The sequence below is a fragment of the Microbacterium timonense genome (assembly GCF_900292075.1).
GTDB lineage: Bacteria > Actinomycetota > Actinomycetes > Actinomycetales > Microbacteriaceae > Microbacterium > Microbacterium timonense.
The window spans coordinates 62,211-77,951 of sequence record NZ_OLMV01000008.1 but is presented as its reverse complement, the minus strand read 5'-3'; the positions used below and the strand labels follow the sequence as shown (position 1 = coordinate 77,951).

Below are 15,741 nucleotides of genomic sequence, written 5' to 3'. Positions count from 1 at the left end.
GCGGTTAGGCTGGGCGGGATGGATGCCGCAACCCCGCCCGCTGCGTCGGGCGCACCCGCTGCGCGCGACGACGCCGACTGCGTGCCCTGGGGCGAGGTGTGGGGGCAGGATGCCGCTGTGGCCGCCCTGCGCGAGGCCGCATCCGATCCGGCCTCGATGACGCACGCCTGGCTGATCACTGGTCCGCCCGGATCCGGCCGCTCCACGCTCGCCCACGCTTTCGCGGCTGCGCTCATCGCCGAGCCGGGCGACGAGCGCACGATGCGTCAGGTGCTGGCCGGAACCCACCCCGACCTCACCGCGCTGCGCACCGAAGGCGTCATCATCTCCATCAAGGACGCGCGCTCCCTCGTCGAACGGTCGTACTTCGCCCCGTCCCTGGGCCGGTACCGCGTGATCGTCATGGAGGATGCCGACCGCATGGCCGAGCGCACCTCGAACGTGCTGCTGAAGGCGCTCGAGGAGCCGCCCGAGCGCACGGTCTGGATCCTCTGCGCGCCGAGCGATGCCGACCTGCTTCCCACCATCCGCTCGCGGGTGCGCACCCTGCGCCTGCGCGAACCCGACGTCGCAGATGTCGCCGAGCTCATCGTGCGGCGAAGCGGCGTCGATCCGGCGGTGGCCGAGCAGTCCGCGCGGCATGCCCAGCGCCACATCGGCATGGCGCAGCGGCTGGCGACGGATGCCGCGGCCCGCGCCCGACGCGACTCCATGCTGCGAGCGGTGCTCGCTGTGCGCGGGGTCGGGGACGCGGTGGAGGTGGCGGGGGCGATCGTCGCCGCCGCCACCGAGGACGCCAAGGCGCTGACGGCCGAGCGCGACGAGGCCGAGCGGGCCTCGCTGCTGCGCACCCTCGGCATCGCCGAGGGCGCCGCGATCCCGCCGGCGGTCCGATCCCAGCTCTCGGCGCTCGAGGACGAGCAGAAGCGCCGGTCCACGCGAAGCCTGCGCGACGGTATCGATCGGGTGCTCACCGATCTGGAGTCGATGTTCCGGGACGTGCTGATGCTGCAGTTCGGCCGGGACACGGGCCTCATCAACCGGGAGCTCGAACCGGACCTGCGCGCGCTCGCCGGCGCCTGGGCGGCCGAACGCACGCTCACCGTCGTCGACCGGATCGCGGTCACGCGCGAGAACCTCGAACTCAACGCCGCGCCCGCGCTCGCCCTCGAGAGCATGCTCATCACCGTCGCCAGCGGAAGGATCCCGTGAACACGACCCGTCCCCGCCCAGCCCGGTCCGCGCGCAGGGCGAAGGTCCTCGCCCTGCTGACCGGCCTGGTCGCGGCATCCCTCGTCCTCAGCGGGTGTCTGTACGCGATGATCCCCGATGCGTCCCCGCGGCCCACGACCAGCAAGTCGCCCGACACGGCGGGCGTGGCGGCCGACCTGCTGCCCTTCTACGAGCAGACGCTCGATTGGACCCCGTGCAACGAGGCGTTCGACTGCACCACGGTCACGGCGCCCCTGGACTGGTCCGACCCCGGCCGCGGCGAGATCGAGCTATCGGTGATCCGCAGCCGGGCCGAAGGGACCGCCGAGCCGACCGGATCGCTGCTCGTCAACCCCGGCGGCCCTGGCGTCAGCGGTGTGGCCCTCATCCGCGACTCCGTGTCGTTCGCAGTGAGCGACCCGGTGCGTCAGCAGTACGACGTCATCGGGTTCGACCCGCGCGGGGTGGGGGAGTCGACCGCCGTCACGTGCTACGACGACGCCGACATGGACGCGTACCTGTTCGACATCCCCCGCAATCCGCGCGGGACGGATGCCTGGACCGACGAGCTGCTGAGCCGCCACTCCGCGTTCGCGGAGGCGTGCGAGGCAAACAGCGACGGCATCCTCCCGTACATCACGACCGAGAACGCGGCTCGCGACATGGATCTGCTGCGTGCGGTCCTCGGAGACGAGCAGCTGAACTATCTCGGGTACTCGTACGGCACCTTCCTCGGGGCGACGTACGCGAAGCTGTACCCCGAGAAGGTCGGCCGGCTGGTGCTCGACGGTGCGATCGACCCGTCGGTGTCCGGGCTCGACGTCGGCATCACGCAGGGCATCGGCTTCGAATCGGCGCTGCGCGCGTACATGGCCGACTGCCTCGCCGACGACGGATGCCCGTTCCGCGGCACCGTCGACGAGGCCATGGCGGACCTCGGCGCGCTGCTGGCCGGCGTCGACCGAGACCCGATCCCGAATTCCGACGGGCGCCTCCTGGGCGCGGACTCGCTCATGACCGCGATCGTGGCGGCCCTGTACGCGCGTGAGACGTGGGACTACCTGACGACGGCGCTGGCCGATGTGCTCCAGGGCAAGCCCGAGATCGCCTTCCAGCTCGTCGACTTCTACGACAACCGCGAAGACGGCGTCTACGTCGACAACTCCACGGAGGCGTTCCGCGCTTACAACTGCATGGACTATCCGGTGGATGCCACCGACGAGGAGCAGGCCGACGCGCAGGCGCTCCTGGAGGCCGAGGCGCCCACCATCGCCCCGTACTGGGAGGGCCCCGACCCGTGCGAGGTATGGCCGTACCCGGCGACCGGTGTGCGGGAGCCGATCACCGCCGACGGCGCTGCCCCCATCGTCGTGGTGGGCACGACCAACGACCCGGCCACGCCGTACGAGTGGTCGGTCGCGCTGGCCGATCAGCTGTCGTCCGGTGTGCTGGTCACCCGCGTCGGCGAAGGGCACACCGGCTACAACAAGGGCAACCCGTGCGTGGATGCCGCGGTCGAGACCTACCTGCTGGAGGGCACGCCTCCCGCGGACGGCCTGCGCTGCGAGTGAGCCAGGCGGTCACCGCCGCAGGACGCGGCGGGCCAGCGCGTTTCCGAGGAACTGCACCAGCTGCACGATCACGATGATCACGAGCACCGCGGCCCACGTCACCCACGGGTTGAACTGCTTGAACCCGTAGACGATGGCGAACTCGCCCAGTCCCCCCGCCGCGACCGCGCCCGCGATCGCCGTCATGTCGACCAGGGCGACGACGATGAAGGTGTATCCGAGGATCAGCGGGCCGAGTGCCTCGCGGGGGAGCAGCCGCAGGAGGATCCGCGATCGGCTGGCCCCCGTCGCCCGTGCGGCCTCGATGACCCCGGGCCGGACGGTCAGCAGGTTCTGCTCCACGATGCGGCTGATGGCGAACAGGGACGCGATCGTGATCGCGAAGACGGCGAACTCGGGTCCGATGCCCCGGATGCCGAGGCTGCGGGCGATCGGCTGCACGGCGGCGAGCAGGATCACGAACGGGATGGGGCGGAAGAAGTTGACGATCACGTTGAGGGTCCCGAAGAGGAACCGGTTCGGGAAGAGGCTCCCCGGTCGCGTGGCGTACAGGGCGAGCCCCACGAACAGTCCCGCGATGCCGCCGAAGACGAGGCTGAGCGATACGACGTAGAGCGTCTCGGCCGTGGCCGCCCACAGCTCCGGCAGAAGGTCGACGAGCCTATCCACGGGAATCCTCCTCGATGAGCGTCGTGAACGCGCCGACCGCATCGATCGCCCGCTGCACGGCGTCGTCGTCTCCCGTCAGCGCCAGGGTGAGGTGGCCGAACACGCGTCCGGCGATGTCGTTGATGCCGCCGTGGACCAGCTCGAACCGGACGCCGTGCGCGGCCAGCGCCGCGAACACGTCGGCCTGCGTCGCGTCGCCGTCGCCGACCGCTCCCGCCTCGCGGATCCGGAGGGTGACGATGCGTCCCGGGTGGCGGCCGCGGAGCGTGCGGAGCTGATCACGGTCGGGCACGTCCTCGATGATGCTCGCCACGAAACGCCTCGTCGCCGCGTGCCGGGGCTCCGAGAGCACGTCGAAGACGTCTCCGCTCTCGATGATGCGGCCGTGCTCCATGACGACGACCCGATCGGCGAGGGTGCGGATGACATCCATCTCGTGCGTGATGACGAGGATCGTGACGCCGAGCTCCGCGTTGATGCGACGCAGGAGCCCCAGCACCTCTTGAGTGGTGTCGGGGTCCAGCGCGCTCGTCGCCTCGTCGGCGAGCAGGATGCGGGGACTGGTCGCCAGAGCGCGCGCGATCCCGACGCGCTGCTTCTGGCCGCCCGACAGCTGCTCCGGGTAGTTCCGTGCCTTGTCGGCGAGTCCGACGAACCGAAGGAGCTCGTCGACACGCGCCCTGATCTCCGCGCGTGGACGCCGGGCGACCTCGAGCGGATAGGCGACGTTGCCCGCCACGGCGCGGGAGTCGAACAGGTTGAACTGCTGGAAGATCATCCCGATGTCCCCGCGCAGCTCCCGCAGGTCCCGCTCGCGCAGGTGCGTGATGTCGCGTCCGTCGATCTCGACCGTTCCGCTGGTCGGCGTCTCCAGCGCGTTCACCAGCCGCAGCACGGTGCTCTTGCCGGCGCCGGAGTAGCCGATGATCCCGCACACCTCACCGGCGGCGATCTCGAGCGAGACGTCGTCGACCGCGACGACGGGGGAGGCGTTCTTCGCGGACGCCGGGAAGGTCTTGGTCACGCCGGTCAGGCGGATGAGGCTCATGGGGCTCCTCGGGGGACGCGCCGGTGCGGCCCGCGCGCCGAAGCGCACGCGGGCCGCACCGGTGATCGCGTCGTCGGGTCTTACGAGTTGGCGCGGATGTCGTCCTCGACGTCGTTCAGCGAGGCCACGAGCTCGTCGACAGGGGTCTTCACGAGCACCGCGGTGCCCCCGGACGCGTCCACGACGCCGTCGAGCACCTCCTGGGTGTTCTGGTAGATCTCGACGAGCTTCCGGTAGGTCGGGTTGTCGGCGTCCTCTGCCTTCGCGGCGAAGATGTTGATGTAGGGGAAGGCACTCGGGTCGGAGGGGTCGTCGGTCGCGATGGCCTCGTCGAAGCTCAGCCCGGCGTCCTCGACGAAGTCGTTGTTGACGATGGCGGCGGCCACGTCGGGCAGCGACGTGGCGGTGAACGCGGCCTCCAGCGCCTCGACCTTCACCTTGGACTCCGGCAGGACGTCGGCCACGGTGGAGAAGACCGAGCCGCCGTCCTTCAGCTCGACCAGTCCCGCCGACTGCAGCACGAGCAGGCCGCGGGCCTGGTTGGACTCGTCGTTGGGCACGGCGACGGTGGACCCCTCGGGGATGTCCTCCACCGAGTCGTACTGCGTCGAGTACAGGCCGAGCGGGTAGATGGCGGTGGCGCCGATCGGCTGCAGGTCGTCGTCGCTCTGCACGTTGTAGGTCGCGAGGTAGATGATGTGCTGGAACTGGTTGAGATCCAGTTCGCCCGCCGACAGCGCAGGGTTGGGCTGGGTGTACTCGCTGAAGTCGACCAGCTCCACCTCGATGCCCTCCTCGGCGGCGGCCTCCTTGTAGGTCTCCCAGTACGGGTCGCCGGCCCCGACGACGCCGATGCGGACGACTTCGTCGTCGGAGGAGCCGGATGCCCCGGCATCCGCGTTCCCGGCGCAGCCGGCGAGGAGGAGGGCGACCGGCAGTGCGAGGGCTGCCGCGGCGGTGAGCTTCTTGGACGTGGACATGTGCGTGTACTCCTGTGGATCGAGGTCCGCGTCGGCTTGTGACCGCGCGCACGATCCACGGGACCGCGCACGCCTCATCGCGGACCGGATTCGAACCTATGGGCGAGGGCTCCGGCATCCGAATCGATTCGTAACACGTGGACACCGATCGCGCAGAGGGCGGCTGCGGATGTCGCGCACCGTGGTTCGCGAGCATCCGCGCGACCCTGTAAGATCGTTGCTTGTGCATCGCGCGAGCGAGGCGCGCCACCTTAGCTCAGTCGGCAGAGCGATTCACTCGTAATGAATAGGTCAAGGGTTCGATTCCCTTAGGTGGCTCAGAACCGGAACGGCCGCGGCAGCGGCCGTTTTCCGTATCCGAAGGACGGTGGTGCGGTGTCTCAGGCGATCGACGCCCTCGCCGAGATCTTCTCGTGGATCGGCTTCGGCGTCGGTGCGCTGCTGGCGGGCGTCGCCCTGATCATGTACCTCTTCGACGGCACGTGGGCGCCGACGAGAGCCGTCGTCGAGGACGCCCCGGACGGACGTCTCGTGCGCTGGTTCGACGACGAGGCGGGAGTGGGAGAGGCGTACCTCACGCCGGAGCAGGTGCATCGGATCGGCGACGCCGACATGGCCGACATCTTCGTCCGGCGCGGGTCGCGCAACCGGATGCGCCTCACCCAGGGTTCCCCCGCGGTGCGCGCGGTGGGGTTGCTGGCGTGCGGAATGCTGGCGCTGGGCCTGATCGCCCTCGTCACCTCGCTCGTCCTGCTGTTCGTGCGCGGCTGAACGGGGCGCCCCTCACGCGACGGCGAGCATCCCTCCGGCGGTCAGGGCGAGTGCCAGGCCGACCCACTGCACCCGCGCGACCCTCTCGCGCAACACGACCGCGGCCAGCAGGATGGTGCCTGCGGGGTACAGCGCGGTCAGCGCCGAAACGATGGCCAGATCGCCCGCCCGCAGCGCCAGCAGCATGAGCACATTCGCCGCGGCATCAGCGATCCCGCACCCGACCGCCCACCACCACGCCGCCCCGCGCGGACGGCGCTGAGCGGATGCGTCGACGCCCGCAGCGGCATGCTCGAGGTCCGCGCGACCGCTCGGCGTCGCTCCGACGCGGGCGCCGCCGGGCTCGAGCACGGAGCGTGCCGGTCGACCGCGACGCAGAGCGAGGAGGGCGAGCACCGCGACGACCGCGACCGTCACGATGCCGCTGGTGGCCCGGCTGACCACCAGCGGGACCAGGCCGCTGTCGACGGAGGTCTGGTCGATGACGATGAGGAAAGCCCCGATCGCCAAGCCTGCGCCGGTCGCCATGGCCAGCCCTCGTGCGTGCGGGCGCACGATCCGCTCGCCGGGAATGAAGCCGACGAGCACGACGGCGACGAGCGCCACGGCCAGACCCGCATAGCCCACAGGCTTCAGCGCGTCACCCTTGACCAGCAGTCCCCACAGCATCGGTGCGACGGCCGAGACGACGGCCGTCAGCGGCGAGAGGATGCTCATCGGGCCGATCGCCAGGCACGCGTAGAGGAGCGCGATCCCCACCACGCTGATGAGGCCGCCCACCACGCCCCAGCCGACGTCGCCGGTCGTCCACCTGCCTCCGACAAGCGGCTGCACGAGGCCGAGGCCGGCGAGCCCGGCGACGGCGGCGACGGCGGTCACGACGATGGACCGCAGTCGCCGCGCGGCCAGCCCGCCGAGGAAGTCGGCGGAGCCGTACACGACCGCCCCGATGAGGGCGAGCAGGGCGGAGAGCATCGGGAACGAGCATAGGAGCATCGAGGGTCGGGCTCGTCACTTCGGCCTATCGCTAGATAAGCTAGCGATATGGTCGCCCCTTCGCGCACGCGCCGCCGTCCCTCTCGCTGGCTGAGGGTCGGCATCCCGTCCCTGCTGGTCCTGGTGTGGCTCGTGGCCGGATCGGTCGGCGGGCCGTACTTCGGCAAGGTCGACGAGGTGTCGACCAACGACCGCTCGACCTTCCTTCCCGAGAGCGCCGACGCGACGCAGGTCGACGAGCGTCTGGCAGATTTCCTCGGCGACGACAGCATCCCGGCCGTGGTCGTGGTGACAGGAGAGGAGGCGCTGTCAGACAGCGACGTGAGCGAGCTGCAGTCGCTCGCCGACGCCATCGCGGGCATCGAGGGCGTGCAGGACGGGATCTCGCCGCCGATCCTCTCCGAGGACGGCGATGCCGCGCAGATCTTCGTGCCGATCGACGCCTCGGGCGAGGTCGGCGACACCGTCGCTGCGATCCGCGAGTCCCTCGCCGAGGATCTGCCCGAGGGATGGCGAGCGTGGGTCACGGGTCCGGCGGGCTTCACGGCGGACCTCGTGGCCGGGTTCCTCGGCATCGACGGTCTCCTGCTGGGGGTCGCCCTCCTCGCCGTGTTCGTGATCCTCGTCATCGTCTACCGCTCGCCACTGCTGCCCGTGCTGGTGCTCACGACGTCGGTCTTCGCCCTGTGCGCCGCGCTGCTCACGGTGTGGTGGCTGGCGTACGCGGGCATCGTGGTGCTCAACGGGCAGGTGCAGGGCATCCTCTTCATCCTCGTGATCGGCGCGGCCACGGACTACGCCCTGCTCTACGTCGCGCGCTACCGGGAGGCGATCGCCACGGGGGCTCAGCGATGGGATGCGACCACCAGGGCCTGGCGCGCGGCGTTCGAGCCCATCCTCGCCTCGGGTGGCACGGTCATCGCCGGCCTCCTGTGCCTGCTGCTGTCGGACCTGGCCACCAACCGGGCGCTCGGACCGATCGCCGCGATCGGCATCGTCTTCTCGATGCTGTCGGCGCTCACCTTCCTGCCCGCGCTCCTGGCGCTGTGCGGACGGGCGGCGTTTTGGCCCTTCATACCGAAGCGGCCGCTCACCATGATCCCGGACGACCCCACCGCCCCGGTCACCGGACTGTGGCCGCGCCAGGCCCGGTTCGTGGCCCGGCACGCGCGGGCCGTGTGGGTCGTGTGCACGATCGTGCTCCTGGCGGGAGCCGTCGGGGTCACGCAGCTGAAGGCGGACGGCGTGCCGACCAGCGATCTCGTGCTCGGCGCATCCGAGGCGCGCGACGGTCAGGCCGAACTGGCGGAGCACTTCCCCGCCGGATCCGGGTCACCCGTGTACGTCATCGTGCCGGAAGACGACCTCGCCTCGGCCGCGGAGCTCGTGGCGGACTCCCGCGGAGTCGAATCGGTCGCGGTCGCCTCAACCGACTCGCCCACGGGGCAGGCGCAGGTGACCGTCGAGGAGGGCGCGGCGGTGCTCACGGCGGTGGGCCCGCCGGGGACGCCGGCGCCCGAGCCGACCGTCGCCGACGGAGACGTCCTCGTCATCGGCACGCTGACCGATGCCGCCGACTCCGTTGCCGCGGAGGACACGGTGCGGCAGCTGCGCGTCGACCTCGACGAGACGCTGGGCGAGCACGTGGCGGTCGTCGGCGGGGAGACCGCGACCGACATCGACACCAATGACACCTCCACGCGCGACCGCACCGTCATCATCCCGGTGATCCTCGCGGTCATCCTGGTGATCCTGATGCTGCTGCTGCGCTCGATCCTCGCGCCGGTGCTGCTGATCGGCACCGTGATCCTCTCGTTCGCCACCGCTCTCGGGGTCAGTGCCCTCGTCTTCAACGGCCTGTTCGGCTTCCCCGGGGCGGACCCCGCGGTCCCGCTCTACGGATTCGTGTTCCTCGTCGCCCTCGGGGTGGACTACAACATCTTCCTCATGTCCCGCGTGCGCGAGGAGTCCCTCACCCACGGCACGCGGCCCGGCATCCTGCGCGGCCTGGTGGCCACGGGTGGGGTGATCACCTCGGCCGGGCTCGTGCTCGCGGCCACCTTCGCAGCACTGGGGGTCATCCCCATCCTCTTCCTGGCGCAGATCGCGTTCCTCGTCGCGTTCGGGGTGCTGCTGGACACCTTCGTGGTGCGGTCGCTCCTGGTGCCCGCCCTGTCCTATGACATCGGCCGCGCGATCTGGTGGCCCTCGAACCTCTGGCGCAGGGACGAGCCGGCCCCTGAAGCGCCCGCGCCGGTCGCCGATGACGGACGCCCGCTCACACGCGAGGAGTACCGGCGTACGCTCGGAACATGAGCAAGGCACTGTTCATCGTCGATGTGCAGAACGACTTCACCGAGGGCGGCGCGCTGGGCGTCGAGGGCGGGGATGCCGTGGCCCACGGCATCTCGCGGTACCTCGCGGCGCACGCAGGGGAGTACGCCCTCATCGTCGCCTCTCGTGACTGGCATCACGGCGAGGGCGACAACGGGGGACATTTCCACCCCGAGCCGGACTTCGTCGACACGTGGCCGGTCCACTGCGTGGGCGGCACGACCGGCGCCGAATACGATCCCGGCCTGGACACGGCGGCAGTGACACACCACGTCAAGAAGGGGCAGGGCAAGCCGGCGTACTCCCTCTTCGAGGGGAGGACGGATGACGGGGAGAGCGTCTCGGAACTGCTCGAGGCCCACGGCGTCGTCGACATCGACGTGGCAGGGATCGCGACGGACTACTGCGTGCGGGCATCCGCGTTGGACGCGATCGAGCACGGTCGTCACGTCCGGATCCTCACCGACCTCGTGGCGGGCGTGGCGAAGGACTCTAGCGACGCGGCGCTCGCCGAACTCGCCCACGCGGGCGCAGAGCTCGCGGTCGCGGGCGGGGGAGAGGCGTCGCCCGGTGCCTGAGCCGCACGGTACGCGCTAGCCTCTGGTTCGTGCCACAGATCCGCGCGCTCACGCCCGACGACCACGACCGCTGGCTGCCCCTGTGGCGCGGGTACCTGGAGTTCTACGAGGCGGCGCTGGGCGAAGAGCAGACCGTGCTGACCTGGAATCGGCTCGTGGATCCGCAGTTCCCGGTCCATGGCGCCCTCGCAAGCGACCACCGCGGCCACGCGGTCGGGTTGGTTCACTGGCTGACCCATCCCGCGACGTGGTCCTCGGGCCCGTACTGCTACCTCGAGGATCTCTTCGTGGCACCCGCCGCTCGCGGGTCGGGAGCGGGCCGCGCGCTGATCGCGCACGTGACGCAGTGGGCCCGCGCCCACGACGCGGCGAAGGTGTACTGGCTCACCCGCCACGACAATGCAACCGCCAGGGCGCTCTACGACCGGGTCGCCCACAGCACCGGCTTCGTGCACTACGAGATCCGGACGGACTCGTAGCGCGGCCCGTCCGGGCGAGTGCCGACCGCGGCTCAGGACCCGTTCAGCCGGGATCGCAGTGCGCGCGCGATGTCGCCGGCCGCGGCGACCTGATCCGGCGTGAGGGCGTCGATGAAGAGGTCCCTGATCGCACGGAAATGAGGGGCCGTCGCCCGGCGGAACGCGTCAGCGCCGGCAGCGGCGAGGACGACCTCGGCGCCGCGGTTGTCGGTGAGGCATTCCTCGCGGGCGATGAGACCCCTCCGCTCCATCCGGCCGAGATGATGTGAGAGCCTGCTGCGCTCCCAGGCGATCTGGGCGGCGAGTTCCGAAGACCGCAGTCGGTGAGCAGGAGCCTCGCTCAAGGCCAGCAGGACGACATAATCGCCCGGTGACAGACCCGTATCCGTCTGCAGTCGTCGGCCCAGCTCCGTCCTGACCGCCTCGGTGGTCTCGACGAAGTCTCGCCAGATGCGGAGTTCGTCGGAGCTCAGCGTGCTCCCGCGCTGTCGTGACGATGCCATAGGACACCTCCTGTGATTGACATGTCAATTATATCCGTGCATACTGATCAATCGCTATTGACGTGTCAACTGAAAATGGAGGATCAGTCAGATGGCCGACATCGAATTCGGGCTGGACACCTTCGGCGATGTGCCGATGGACGACAGCGGCGCTCTGCAGACGTACGGCTCCGCCATCCGCCAGACGGTCGACGAGGCGATCCTCGCCGATGAGCTCGGCGTGGACGTCTTCCTCGTCGGCGAGCACCACCGGCCCGAGTACGCGATCTCCAGCCCCGAGACCGTGCTGGCCGGCATCGCCACCCGCACATCGCGAATCCGGTTGGGCTCGGGCGTCACGGTGCTCAGCTCCGACGACCCGGTGCGCGTGTTCCAGCGGTTCGCAACGGTCGACGCCCTCTCGCACGGACGAGCCGAAGTGATCCTGGGCAGGGGCTCCTTCACGGAGTCGTTCCCGCTCTTCGGGTACGACCTAGCCGACTACGACGTGCTGTTCGAGGAGAAGCTCGAGCTGTTCGCCCAGCTCCTCTCCGAGGATCCGGTCACGTGGTCGGGGACCACCCGCGCGCCCCTGGTGGAAGCCGACGTGTTCCCCAAGACCGACTCCGGGCACCTGCGCACCTGGGTTGGCGTCGGCGGCTCGCCGCAGTCGGTGATCCGCACCGCGCGCTACGGCTTCCCGCTCATGCTGGCCATCATCGGCGGCGCTCCTGAACGGTTCGCTCCCTACATCGAGCTCTATCGCCGGGCGGCCGAGCAATTCGGCACAGTGGCGCACCCGGTCGGCATGCACTCGCCCGGCTTCATCGCCGAAACCGACGAGGAGGCGCGTGAGCTCGTCTGGCCGCATTACCGCGTCATCCGCGATCGCATCGGCGCCCTGCGGGGGTGGCCTCCCGTGCGGAGGGCGGACTATGACGCCGACATCGCGCACGGCTCGATGTACATCGGGTCACCCGAGACGGTCGCGCGCAAGATGGCGCACGCCATCAGGGCGCTGGGCGTGGGACGGTTCGACCTCATCTACACCACCGGCGCGATCCCGGCGCCCGCGAGACTGCGGGCGGTCGAACTGTACGGATCCCGCGTCGTCCCTATGGTCCGCGAGCTGCTCGCCGAGCAGGCCGCCGGCGGAGAGGACGCGGCGTGACGGACCGTCCGGGAGAAGCGGGGGGCGTGAGGACCCTGGGCATCCTCGGTGCCGGCAAGGTCGGCACGGTGCTCGCCCGGCTCGCCGTCGGCGCCGGATACCGCGTGCTCATCGCGGGCTCCGGCGACCCGGCGAAGATCTCCCTCACGGTGAGCGTCCTCGCCCCCGGGGCGATCGCCACCACGGCGCAGACCGCTGCGCGCGAAGCGGATGTCGTGATCCTCGCCCTGCCCCTCGGCAAGCTCCGCAGCATCCCCGCCGATGCGCTGAGGGGAAAGCTCGTCATCGACGCGATGAACTACTGGTGGGAGGTCGACGGGATGCGCGACGACCTCGGCGACCCCACGGTCTCGACCAGCAGCCTGGTCCAGGACTTCCTCTCGGGCGCGCGCGTGGTGAAGGCGTTCAATCACATGGGGTACCACGATCTGGAGGCCGAGGCACGCGGCGCGGGCGAGCCGGGCCGCAAGGCGATCGCCGTGGCCGGCGACGAGCCGGCGGATGTCGCCACCGCCTCCCGGATCGTCGATGCGCTCGGCTTCGACCCGCTCGAGGCGGGGCGCCTGGCTGACGGGGTCCGCCTGCAACCCGGCGCCGAAGCATTCGGGGCCGACGTCGAAGCGGACGAACTGCGGGCGATCATCGATCGCTTCCGCACTGTGGAGTGGGCCCCGTGGGGCTCGAACCCACGACCCGCGGATTAAAAGTCCGATGCTCTACCGACTGAGCTAGAGGCCCTCAGCCGTCAAGCCTAACTTGCCGTGGGTCCCTCCGAGGGCCGCCTCACCGGTTGCCCTTGCCGTTGTTGCCGCCCGGGCCGTTGCCGTTCCCGCTGTTGCCCTTTCCGTTGCCGCTGTTGCCGTTCCCGTTGCCGCTGTTGTTCCCGGGGCCACTGTTCGGGTTGTCGCCGCTGGTGTTGGCCGGCACCGTGGTCGGGGGTGCTTGCTCGCTCGGGATCGGCGCCTCCTCGCTCGGGATCGGCGCCTGTTCCTCCTGGAGCACCGGGGCCGGCGTCGTGGTGGACGGTGCCGGACTCACGGCGCCGGAGGGCAGTCCCGAGAGCCACAGCGCACCGACGAGCATTCCGAGCAGCGCCAGGAACGAGCCCACACCCGCGCCGATCAGGCGGCGACGGCGGGCAGCATCGCCCCCGCGCGTGACGGCGGGCGCCGGCGGTCGACGCCGCGCGGAACCACCGGCCGCGCGCGCATCCCGACGCCGTGCGACCGGCGGCACCGGAGCCGGCATCCTCTCCGTCGCCGCGGTGCTCTCGCCGGCAGGCGCCTGCGGGGGCAGTTCCACGGGGGCTGTCGCGACGTCCACGATCGACGCGACGTCGACCGTCGCGGGCGCGACGGTGCGTGCCAGCGCGATGGCGACGTCCAGCGCGGTCGGGCGGTCGTCGGGGCGCAGGGCCGTCATGCCGCGCAGCAGTCCCTGCCATGCGGCCGGCAGGTCGGCCGGCACCTCGGGTGGCGCCACCAGCCGCGCGACCACCGTTCCGATGCCTTCCGCGTCGGCGAACGGTCGTCGCCCGGTCAGCGCCTCCAGCAGCAGCAGGCCGAAGGAGTAGATGTCGGCCGGCGGCGCCGGCGTGGCACCGCGGGCCTGCTCGGGGGCGACATACGCCGCGGTCCCGACCAGCAACCCGGGAGTGGTGACACGCGTGGAGTCGCGCAGATACGCGATGCCGAAATCGGCGAGCTTGGCGCGCCAGGTGCGCCCCGGCAGGGGGGATGCCTCCAGGAGCACATTGGACGGTTTGATGTCGCGGTGCACGATGCCCGCGGTGTGCGCGACGTGGAGTCCTTCGGCGAGGTCCATCGCGATCATCCCGACCGTCTCGATCCCGACGGGTCCACGCGCGATGAGATCCCGGAGAGTGATGCCGTTGACGTGCTCCATCACGAAGTAGCTGGCGTCGTCTTCGGAGACGTGCGCGTCGTACACGGTCACCAGGGCGTGGTGACTGACGGATGCCAGGAGCGTGGTCTCGGACAGGGCGCGCTCCACCGATCCGATGCCGTCGGTCGTGTCGCGGAAGACCTTGACCGCCACCGTGCGCTGGAGGTGATTGTCCAAGGCGCGGTACACCCGCGCCATGCCGCCTTCGCCGATCCGCTCGAGCAGCTGGTACCGCCCGGCCAGCAGCTCACCGGTCGAAAGCGCGTCGGATTCGCGCACGTCGGTCATGATCCTCCCCGTCGCGGACCGCTGTGGAGGGAGTGCACGGCGGTCCGGACCTCCCCCAACGTAGGAGCCGCAGGAAATCGGCTCCACGGCCTTGACGCGGTGCCGATTCGATGCAAGCGGCCTCGGCAGACAGGCCGGGAGGGCCCGTGACGACGGTCTGAGGCATGCTGGAGGACATGGTGATCGACGGTCTGGATGTGCCCAAGGACGCGTCCGCCCCCGTGGACCGCGTCGGTGAGCTGTTGCAGCGCATCGCCTCGGGCGAGCAGGCGGCGCTGGCGCGCCTGTACGACCTGCTCTCGCCGCGTGTGTTCGGTCTGATCCTCCACCGGGGTCTCGACCGCGACGGGGGCGAGGAGGTGCTCGAGGCGGTGTTCGTCGATGTGTGGACGACGGCGTGGCGCTTCGACCCCGTCGCCGAAGCGGGCAGGGAGTGGGTGCTGGCGATCGCGGAGAGGCACGCCGCCGAGGCGGCCGGACGTCCCGCCGGCGACGACCAGCCGATGCTGCGCCGTGAGCGCCGAGGCGCCGCGCCGACGGCGGACGCGCCGCCGGCGGACGAGCGCACGCGGGAGGAGGTGCCCCCGCTGAGAACCCGATCCACGGTTCTGACGCGGATCTCTGGGACACCGCGGCTTCCCCCTGTCGATGCCGCCACCGCCGCCCAGGCGCCGCCTGGGGTGCCGTGGACAGCTCCGGACTCTGTCGACGCTGAGGAGTCCTTCGTCGAGCCCGCGCCCACGACGGCGACGATCCAGGCGGTCGAGCGCCGCAACTGGACCCGCGGAGTCGTGGGACTGGTGGCGGCCGTGGTGCTGCTCGTCGCCGTGGGCTTCGCAGTGGCCACCCTCAACGAGTACGTGAACCGTCCGCCCGAGGTCGCCGCCCTGCAGCAGATCCAGGATGCGCCGGATTCGCAGACCGCGACCGAGGAACTGACCGATGGTGGAGCGGCCACGGCGCACTGGGCGCCATCGGTGGGCCGTGCCGTCGTGGAGGCGACCGGTCTTCCGGCGATCGACCGCGACCGCACTTTCGAGCTGTGGCTGCTCCGCGACGGCGACGAGATCCCGGCCGGCACCTTCCGCGCCGGCGCCGACGGCGCGGCGACCGTCCTGCTGAAGGGCGAGCTCGCTCCCGGCGACACCATCGTGATGACCGTGGAGCCTGCCGGCGGCGCGCCCGAGGGCGAGGCGTCCGGCGAGCGCATCGTCGAGATCCCGACGGACTGAAGGCCGCCAGCCGCGGCCGGGCGCT

At 70.7% G+C, this 15,741-nt stretch carries 15 protein-coding genes and 2 tRNA genes; 10 read left to right on the top strand and 7 right to left on the bottom strand.

What is annotated here, in order from left to right:
• Nucleotides 1–18: 18 nt before the first annotated feature.
• On the top strand, nt 19–1,212 hold the full coding sequence (locus C9992_RS17015; protein WP_235008305.1) for a DNA polymerase III subunit delta': 1,194 nt from the start codon (nt 19–21) through the stop codon (nt 1,210–1,212).
• On the top strand, nt 1,209–2,783 hold the full coding sequence (locus C9992_RS17010) for an alpha/beta hydrolase (protein ID WP_106816831.1): 1,575 nt from the start codon (nt 1,209–1,211) through the stop codon (nt 2,781–2,783). Before C9992_RS17015 ends, C9992_RS17010 begins: the two co-directional genes overlap by 4 nt.
• Nucleotides 2,784–2,792: 9 nt before the next feature.
• Here the strand turns inward: C9992_RS17010 and C9992_RS17005 are convergent, their stop codons facing one another.
• From C9992_RS17005 to C9992_RS16995, 3 genes are all read right to left on the bottom strand, one after another.
• On the bottom strand, nt 2,793–3,452 hold the full coding sequence (locus C9992_RS17005) for a methionine ABC transporter permease (protein ID WP_106816830.1): 660 nt from the start codon (nt 3,450–3,452) through the stop codon (nt 2,793–2,795).
• Nucleotides 3,445–4,500 (bottom strand): methionine ABC transporter ATP-binding protein, encoded by a 1,056-nt coding sequence (locus C9992_RS17000; protein ID WP_106816829.1) that lies wholly within the window; start codon nt 4,498–4,500, stop codon nt 3,445–3,447. Before C9992_RS17000 ends, C9992_RS17005 begins: the two co-directional genes overlap by 8 nt.
• A gap of 80 nt (nt 4,501–4,580) precedes the next feature.
• Nucleotides 4,581–5,480, bottom strand: coding sequence for a MetQ/NlpA family ABC transporter substrate-binding protein (locus C9992_RS16995; RefSeq protein WP_106816828.1), 900 nt, complete (start codon nt 5,478–5,480; stop codon nt 4,581–4,583).
• A gap of 245 nt (nt 5,481–5,725) precedes the next feature.
• Here C9992_RS16995 and C9992_RS16990 point away from each other — a divergent pair.
• Both C9992_RS16990 and C9992_RS16985 read left to right on the top strand, forming a co-directional pair.
• Nucleotides 5,726–5,798 (top strand) — tRNA-Thr (locus C9992_RS16990).
• A 57-nt stretch (nt 5,799–5,855) separates the two neighbouring features.
• The gene (locus C9992_RS16985; RefSeq protein WP_106816882.1) at nt 5,856–6,251 is read left to right on the top strand and encodes a hypothetical protein; all 396 of its coding nucleotides are present in this window, start codon (nt 5,856–5,858) and stop codon (nt 6,249–6,251) included.
• 12 nt (nt 6,252–6,263) lie between these two features.
• On the opposite strand, the gene C9992_RS16980 is transcribed toward C9992_RS16985, so the two are convergent.
• Nucleotides 6,264–7,226, bottom strand: coding sequence for an EamA family transporter (locus C9992_RS16980; RefSeq protein WP_106816827.1), 963 nt, complete (start codon nt 7,224–7,226; stop codon nt 6,264–6,266).
• A 69-nt stretch (nt 7,227–7,295) separates the two neighbouring features.
• Between C9992_RS16980 and C9992_RS16975 the strand changes: the two genes are divergently transcribed.
• From C9992_RS16975 to C9992_RS16965, 3 genes are read left to right on the top strand one after another with little or no spacing between them, the layout of a single operon-like run.
• Complete coding sequence (locus C9992_RS16975) at nt 7,296–9,563, top strand: MMPL family transporter (protein WP_106816826.1); 2,268 nt, start codon at nt 7,296–7,298, stop codon at nt 9,561–9,563.
• Nucleotides 9,560–10,159, top strand: a complete 600-nt coding sequence (locus C9992_RS16970) for an isochorismatase family protein (RefSeq protein WP_106816825.1) — start codon at nt 9,560–9,562, stop codon at nt 10,157–10,159. Before C9992_RS16975 ends, C9992_RS16970 begins: the two co-directional genes overlap by 4 nt.
• 29 nt (nt 10,160–10,188) lie before the next feature.
• A complete protein-coding gene (locus tag C9992_RS16965; protein WP_106816824.1) occupies nt 10,189–10,638 on the top strand; it encodes a GNAT family N-acetyltransferase in 450 nt (149 codons plus the stop codon).
• A 32-nt stretch (nt 10,639–10,670) separates the two neighbouring features.
• Here C9992_RS16965 and C9992_RS16960 read toward each other — a convergent pair whose 3' ends face one another.
• Complete coding sequence (locus C9992_RS16960) at nt 10,671–11,141, bottom strand: MarR family winged helix-turn-helix transcriptional regulator (RefSeq protein ID WP_106816823.1); 471 nt, start codon at nt 11,139–11,141, stop codon at nt 10,671–10,673.
• A gap of 91 nt (nt 11,142–11,232) precedes the next feature.
• Here C9992_RS16960 and C9992_RS16955 point away from each other — a divergent pair, with 91 nt between their 5' ends.
• Entirely contained in the window at nt 11,233–12,291 is a 1,059-nt protein-coding gene (locus tag C9992_RS16955) for an LLM class flavin-dependent oxidoreductase (RefSeq protein ID WP_106816822.1), read from the top strand.
• Nucleotides 12,288–12,995 carry an NADPH-dependent F420 reductase gene (locus C9992_RS16950; RefSeq protein ID WP_327317951.1) on the top strand — a complete coding sequence of 236 codons (708 nt, stop codon included), beginning with the start codon at nt 12,288–12,290 and terminating at the stop codon, nt 12,993–12,995. The genes C9992_RS16955 and C9992_RS16950 overlap by 4 nt, the downstream gene beginning before the upstream one ends.
• Here the strand turns inward: C9992_RS16950 and C9992_RS16945 are convergent.
• A tRNA-Lys gene (locus C9992_RS16945) sits at nt 12,957–13,029 on the bottom strand. The genes C9992_RS16950 and C9992_RS16945 overlap by 39 nt on opposite strands.
• Nucleotides 13,030–13,074: 45 nt before the next feature.
• The gene (locus tag C9992_RS16940) at nt 13,075–14,484 is read right to left on the bottom strand and encodes a serine/threonine-protein kinase (RefSeq protein ID WP_106816821.1); all 1,410 of its coding nucleotides are present in this window, start codon (nt 14,482–14,484) and stop codon (nt 13,075–13,077) included.
• A 164-nt stretch (nt 14,485–14,648) separates the two neighbouring features.
• Here C9992_RS16940 and C9992_RS16935 point away from each other — a divergent pair, with 164 nt between their 5' ends.
• Nucleotides 14,649–15,716 carry an anti-sigma factor domain-containing protein gene (locus C9992_RS16935; RefSeq protein ID WP_106816820.1) on the top strand — a complete coding sequence of 356 codons (1,068 nt, stop codon included), beginning with the start codon at nt 14,649–14,651 and terminating at the stop codon, nt 15,714–15,716.
• Nucleotides 15,717–15,741 lie beyond the last annotated feature (25 nt).

What these genes read in the sequence shown, in the direction of transcription:
- C9992_RS17015 (WP_235008305.1), top strand. Translation starts at nt 19, where the DNA reads ATGGATGCCGCAACCCCGCCCGCTGCGTCGGGCGCACCCGCTGCGCGC.
- C9992_RS17000 (WP_106816829.1), bottom strand. Translation starts at nt 4,500, where the DNA reads ATGAGCCTCATCCGCCTGACCGGCGTGACCAAGACCTTCCCGGCGTCC.
- C9992_RS16995 (WP_106816828.1), bottom strand. Translation starts at nt 5,480, where the DNA reads ATGTCCACGTCCAAGAAGCTCACCGCCGCGGCAGCCCTCGCACTGCCG.
- C9992_RS16980 (WP_106816827.1), bottom strand. Translation starts at nt 7,226, where the DNA reads ATGCTCTCCGCCCTGCTCGCCCTCATCGGGGCGGTCGTGTACGGCTCC.
- C9992_RS16975 (WP_106816826.1), top strand. Translation starts at nt 7,296, where the DNA reads ATGGTCGCCCCTTCGCGCACGCGCCGCCGTCCCTCTCGCTGGCTGAGG.
- C9992_RS16970 (WP_106816825.1), top strand. Translation starts at nt 9,560, where the DNA reads ATGAGCAAGGCACTGTTCATCGTCGATGTGCAGAACGACTTCACCGAG.
- C9992_RS16960 (WP_106816823.1), bottom strand. Translation starts at nt 11,141, where the DNA reads ATGGCATCGTCACGACAGCGCGGGAGCACGCTGAGCTCCGACGAACTC.
- C9992_RS16955 (WP_106816822.1), top strand. Translation starts at nt 11,233, where the DNA reads ATGGCCGACATCGAATTCGGGCTGGACACCTTCGGCGATGTGCCGATG.
- C9992_RS16940 (WP_106816821.1), bottom strand. Translation starts at nt 14,484, where the DNA reads ATGACCGACGTGCGCGAATCCGACGCGCTTTCGACCGGTGAGCTGCTG.
- C9992_RS16935 (WP_106816820.1), top strand. Translation starts at nt 14,649, where the DNA reads ATGCTGGAGGACATGGTGATCGACGGTCTGGATGTGCCCAAGGACGCG.